General features: G+C 53.8%; 2 protein-coding genes. Both read right to left on the reverse strand.

Annotated elements, in window-relative coordinates; genetic code table 11:
* Window positions 1-42 precede the first annotated feature (42 nt).
* Complete coding sequence (locus INT22_RS01215; RefSeq protein WP_226912323.1) at window positions 43-1,479, reverse strand: phosphomannomutase; 1,437 nt, start codon at window positions 1,477-1,479, stop codon at window positions 43-45.
* A gap of 158 nt (window positions 1,480-1,637) precedes the next feature.
* A partial coding sequence (locus INT22_RS01220; RefSeq protein ID WP_193067516.1) for an ExeM/NucH family extracellular endonuclease occupies window positions 1,638-5,568 on the reverse strand: 3,931 nt, incomplete at its 5' end.

Here is a 5,568-nt window from a genome sequence, read left to right on the forward strand (position 1 = left end):
CCGTTCTTTGTTAATGCTCCGTTCTTTTTAAGAATAAGGTCCTTAGTTCAGCTTTTCGAGAGCGGCCAAGCTCTGTTTTACCAGTGCGGCTGCGTCTGCTTGCGAAGCTGATTCGCTATAGCAACGTAGCTCCGGCGCATTACCAGAGGGGCGAAGGTGCACAATATCGCCATTTTCAAGTGTAGCTCTTAGGCCATCGGTACTATTCACCACTGAAATTCTAGACTGAAGACCTAACGTTTGCTGCATCAGCTCAGGCGAGGTTTGCCACTCGGACAGCAACGCATGGCTTTTCTCTGTGGCGAAATCTTTGAGTCTATCGCTTGCCGTATAACGAGCAGGTAAATCAGCGATTAACTGCGAAAGGTTAACCCCGCGTTGGGCGGCCATCACCATTAACGTAAGAGCAGGTAGTAGCGCATCACGGGTGGGTAGTGCGGCTAACTGACGGCCATCGTTTTCCAGACTGCTTCCCAATAGAAAGCCGCCGTTGGCCTCAAACCCAGCCACTCGCGCAAATCGCTTATTGAGTTCAGCCATACTGTCCAATACATAGGGTGAGCCGATACGCGTGCGCTCAACTAGCCGGAAGGCACCGCAGGCTTCTATCGCCGTATTGCAGCTTACCGGGACAGCCAATGCTTCGATTCCCAATGCACGGGCGCAGAGCAAACCTACGATATCACCACGCTGCCATGTCCCCGTTTCATCCCCTAGCAATGGGCGATCACCATCACCATCAGTAGACAACAGGGCCTGTAACTGGTGCTGGCTTGCCCAGGCACGACCTTGGGCCTGATCCTCGTCGCTAACGGCTTCGGTATCCACGGGAACGAAGGCCTCGCTGCGGCCTAATACCACCACATCCGCACCTAGCTCGCTCAAAATATGCGCGCTTAAATCACGGCCTGCAGCGGAGTGCTGGTATAAACCTACCCGCCAACCTTTCAATGGTTCACCTGGAAACCATGCAGTGAAGCGTCGGGAGTATGCCTTGTTCGCTGCTTCAGAGACCTCGCTGCGTGCTGGTGCAGCGAGGGGAGGTATTGCTGCCTCGGCATTAAGAATGGCAATTTCATCAGCTTTTGTGATCTCGCCATCAGGGCGATAAAACTTGATGCCGTTCCGGTCAAACGGGATATGACTGCCGGTAATCATAATGCAGGGTATGCCATCCGCCATCGCCTTTAGCGCCAGTGCGGGAGTGGGCAATACGCCATAGTCATCCACCTCCACTCCCAGTGCATGGGCCGCGCTAGTGCAGGCGGCTGCCATCGCGGGGCTGCTGGGGCGGCGATCCATGCCTAACGCAATGCGCTCCACTGGAAAGGATGTGCGCATGGCGCTAATAAACGCCACGGTAAAGGCCGCACATACTTCATCGGTAAACTGTTCAACCAGCCCTCGCGCGCCGCTGGTACCAAAAGCAATGCCGCTGTCATCAATAATCGCGGTCGTGGAACGTACTGAGCTCAACATGTATCTCCTGGAGAAAGTGCCTGCCATGAGTTTAACACCCTAGGCGTGAAGCGCTACGGGGTGCTTTGGCTATTGAAGTGGGCAGTTGTAATAGCAAGTTGCCAAGACAAAAAAGGCCCCCGCAAGCGGAGGCCATCAGCAAACGTCAGTCCTTTTAATTAAGCTTCAGCGAGGCCTAAATTCAGACCTACTAAGATAGGGTCATGGTCTGAGCTACGGAACGCATCATCGGCGTATAGGTTGTCATCCTGACGGTCGCTGGTGAAGTCGGTGTTGTAGTCCAAAGCAGATGCCTCATCCGCATTAATGTGCCAGGTCGTGGTGCCCGTGACCTGTGTTGCGAGCGTTTCACTGGCTAACGCATGATCCAATGAACCCCAGAAACCATCAAAGACGTAGCTGTAATCATCATCAAGCAGATCATAGCCAGCATTCTTCAGTGTCGTAATGGGGTCTTCCATGGCATAAGCATTCAAGTCGCCGAGAATCAGCACATCGCTGTCATTGCTACCGGTGGGCTGGGTGGATAGCCATTCAAGCAATTCCTCCGCGGCCTCGACCCGTGTGGGGTTGTTGTTGGCCTGTCCGTCGCCGATAGCCTCTTCCCCATTGACGACACTGCCTTTGGATTTGAAGTGATTAACCACCACCGAAAAGGTTTCACCTTTATTATCTTCGAAGGTTTGCATCACCGGTGCGCGGTTTGCAGCGGCGAAAGCCCCATCGGTTTTAGTGACTGCAGCGCCCATAGGTGTCACCGCCTGACTGTTGTAGATGACCCCAACGGCAATGGCGTCATCCCCAGGGCTAGTGGTGTTGCCATTCCCATCTTCGGGGACGCTGTAAGCCCAAGTGACACCCTGAATGTGTTTATCCTGCACATCTGCATTCAGCGCATCAACCAGCGTTGCAATGGCGCTATCGTCACCATAGCCGTTATTCTCGATTTCCATGAGCCCCACCACATCAGCACCGCTGGTATTAATCGCCTCAACGATTTTGGCTTCCTGGCGGGCAAACTCTTCGGCATTATTGGCACCACGAGGACTATGCAGGGTGCCATTTAAGGTCTCTGTTTTATTGCCGTTTTCATTCAGAGTCGTGAAGTAGTTCAATACATTGAAAGAGGCCGCCGTAATATCGGCCTCACCCAGGGCGTCCGTATCAGGTGTCGCCGGACGCTCAGCGCCGGTAAAGTCCAGACCTTCGACGTTTTGAACTTTCCACTCTTCGAAGTTGTAATCAAGCACGCCTTCGAGTGTCTGAAGCTCGTCGCCACCACGCAGCGGGTTAGTGCCAGAAAGCTCCTCACCGTTACGACCATAAATAATTGGATCAGCGTTTTGTGTCGAGTTCGCGTCATCGATTTTGATGGTGCGCGCCTCTGCATCTTCAAGCCACGCGCTATAGCCTTCTACATCAGGCTCGTTGACTTCAGTGAACTGCTCTAAGCGGCCACCGGATGAAAGCGTGACTTCACCGTAACGGCCCAGCTCGTAAAGCTCGGTAACCACCAACGGCTCACCGTCCATTGCTTCTATGGCGACTCGCATACCTTCAAAGGCTTCCAGGCCTTGTTTGTCGGTAAACGGCATGATGATTCGCTGGCTTTCAGGCAGGGATACATTGTTCGCCAGTACCTCAAGGCTGCCGCGTTCGGCAGTTAATTGCGTTTTCTCGAAATACTCTGAGACCTCGCCGCTAATACGAATCTGGTCGCCAGCAGAGATTTGTTTCAGCCACTCATCACTGCCGCTGCCTGCATACACAAAGATACCTTCTGAGGTCTCGGCATTATCGTCGTTATCGCTATCTTCCTCTTGCAGGAAGAAACCATCCAAACCAGGCGCTACCATGGTGACGATGGCTTCAAGGGTAACGTTTTCACCCTCTAAAGTGCTGCTGCTCGAGTCACCCTGTATTGCAGAAATCAGCGTAATATCCACTTTTGGCTCATTGGCCAATCCTGGTGATGCAATAGCGGGTACATCACTACCATCACCGCCCAGTGCATCAGAGCTAATCGCACCCTCAGTATCAGTGGTGGTGAATTTTCCTAAATCCACATCCCAGGAAGCGGCGTCAAACCCGTCGGTATCTGGGTAGGCCTCCGTTGCCACCTGGTTGCCATCAACACGTGGGTCACCTTGCCATAGCGTTACGGCATCGCCGCCACCGCCCAGGCCAGAAGCGTTTTCGGCATAACCGATTTTCAGGGTGTCGATATTATCCAGGTTGCTCCACGCTGAACGGAATTCCGCGACTGATTCGGCATCGCCATCGACCATGACAATCGCGGATTCACCAGGAGCCAGCGAGCTTAGCCCCTTGATTTCAATAGCATCTACGGGGTCGGCGCTGTCATCATCGTAGTAAAGCGGCATATTGCTGAAATCAAGCGCTTCAGAAGAACGGTTAGTGACTTCAAACCAATCGGCGGTGACGTCAGAGCCACTTTGGCCCGACCATATCTCAGTGATGGCTAAGCCAATATCGCGCTCGCCTGGCACATAAGGAGCTTCCATCGTGCCCACATGAAAGTCAGTGGTGGCATTGGTGGGTAGTTCAGCGTACTCAAATGACCAATTCTCTGGGTTGCCAACGGCGCTTAATAGCTCCTCCGCCGTGCCGAAGCCATTGCCGGTAAAGGCGGCATTGCGTGCGCTGCCAACGGCAACCGCGGTGACACCCTCTTCAAGGCCAGGCGGCAGGGCAGAGTTATTAGAGGAGTCTGCAGTGTCTTGCCACGCATCGCTGTTTGTTTGGGCTGCGTAGATAAACGTTGGGTCGCTTGCCTCGCCGACGAAAGCAAGTACTTGGTCACCGCCGACCGAAAGGTTGAACCCGTTATTACCTACGTTGCTGCTATTAGCAGGCGTGAACTGCGAAGAGTCTGCGGTATAAGTAACAACCGTGCCTGCCGGTACGCCGCCTTCAGGCGCCGTCCACTTAACGGCGCCTTCGCTGGCGCGGAAGCCATCGCCTGCCCAGCCTGAGTCAGTAAAGGTAATTTCCGCACCTCCGCTGATACCTTTCAATGCGACGAACTGGAAGGATTTTTCGCTACCACTGAGCGCAGTAATCGCAATGTCACCGGGTTGAGGTGCGAAATCAGGCAGGTTGAATTCAATGCCTGTGCTCACAAAGCGCTGCTGTTCGGCGGGCAGATCCTTAGACTCTTGACCATCCTCTAACCAATCCACCGTACCGCTATCAAACAGCACGCTCGCAGTAACGCCCGACTCGGTGATGGAAACATCGAAAAGTGATTCCGGCTTCGCCGTTAGTGCGTCCGGTAGGGTATTGAGATCCGGGCCGTCTATTTCACGAACGGCATAATCGCTATCCCATAGATAAAGACCAAAACCAACGTCGTCATCATCATTAACCGGGCCCGCTAGTATCAGGTAGCCTTCATCGCCAGCAGGTTCAATAGAACGCACCGCGCGGCCATCCAGGTCTAAACGAAGGGGATCGCCAAAAGAAGCTTCGTTAGCCTCACCAGAAACGAGGTCAATCACATTTTCAACGGGCACTAATTGTGCGAAGCCATCATCCAACGGCGAGCGGAGGCCAAGGTGAAGGGAATCACCGATAAACACAGCGCCTTCAATATTAACCCCTAACGAGAGGCTCAGCGCATTTTCACCGAGCCCATGGCCATTTTTGGCATCCCAGTCGCTAAGCTGGCTGGCTAAATCGGTAAACTGGCCCGTCACCTCAATGCTCAAATTCTCAGCATTATCACCGGTCACTTGAGTGGCGAAGATCATCGAGCGCTGGCTGCTCTCGTGGGAGCCTAGCCAGTAGTGGGTGCCTTGATAAGTCGCCACCGCTTCCAAGTCCACCTCCTGGGTGTCATTCAAGCCCAGGGCAGTATTCAGGTTAATTTCCGCCAGAGGGGCACCATCAGTGTCGCGCTCATAGAGGCGTACCACTTGATCTTCGTCATCCGCCACCAGCATTAGACCCTCACCCACGGCAATCGCTGCTGAAGCGTCAGAAGTGCCCGTGTGGTAGCGCTCTCCCAGGTTGAAGTTTGGGTTGCTTGGCTCAGGCTGACTGGGCTCTTCAGGTTCTGCTGGCTCT

Origin of the sequence: Halomonas sp. 3D7M (assembly GCF_014897885.1) — a bacterium.
In the GTDB taxonomy this organism is placed as follows: Bacteria; Pseudomonadota; Gammaproteobacteria; order Pseudomonadales; family Halomonadaceae; genus Vreelandella.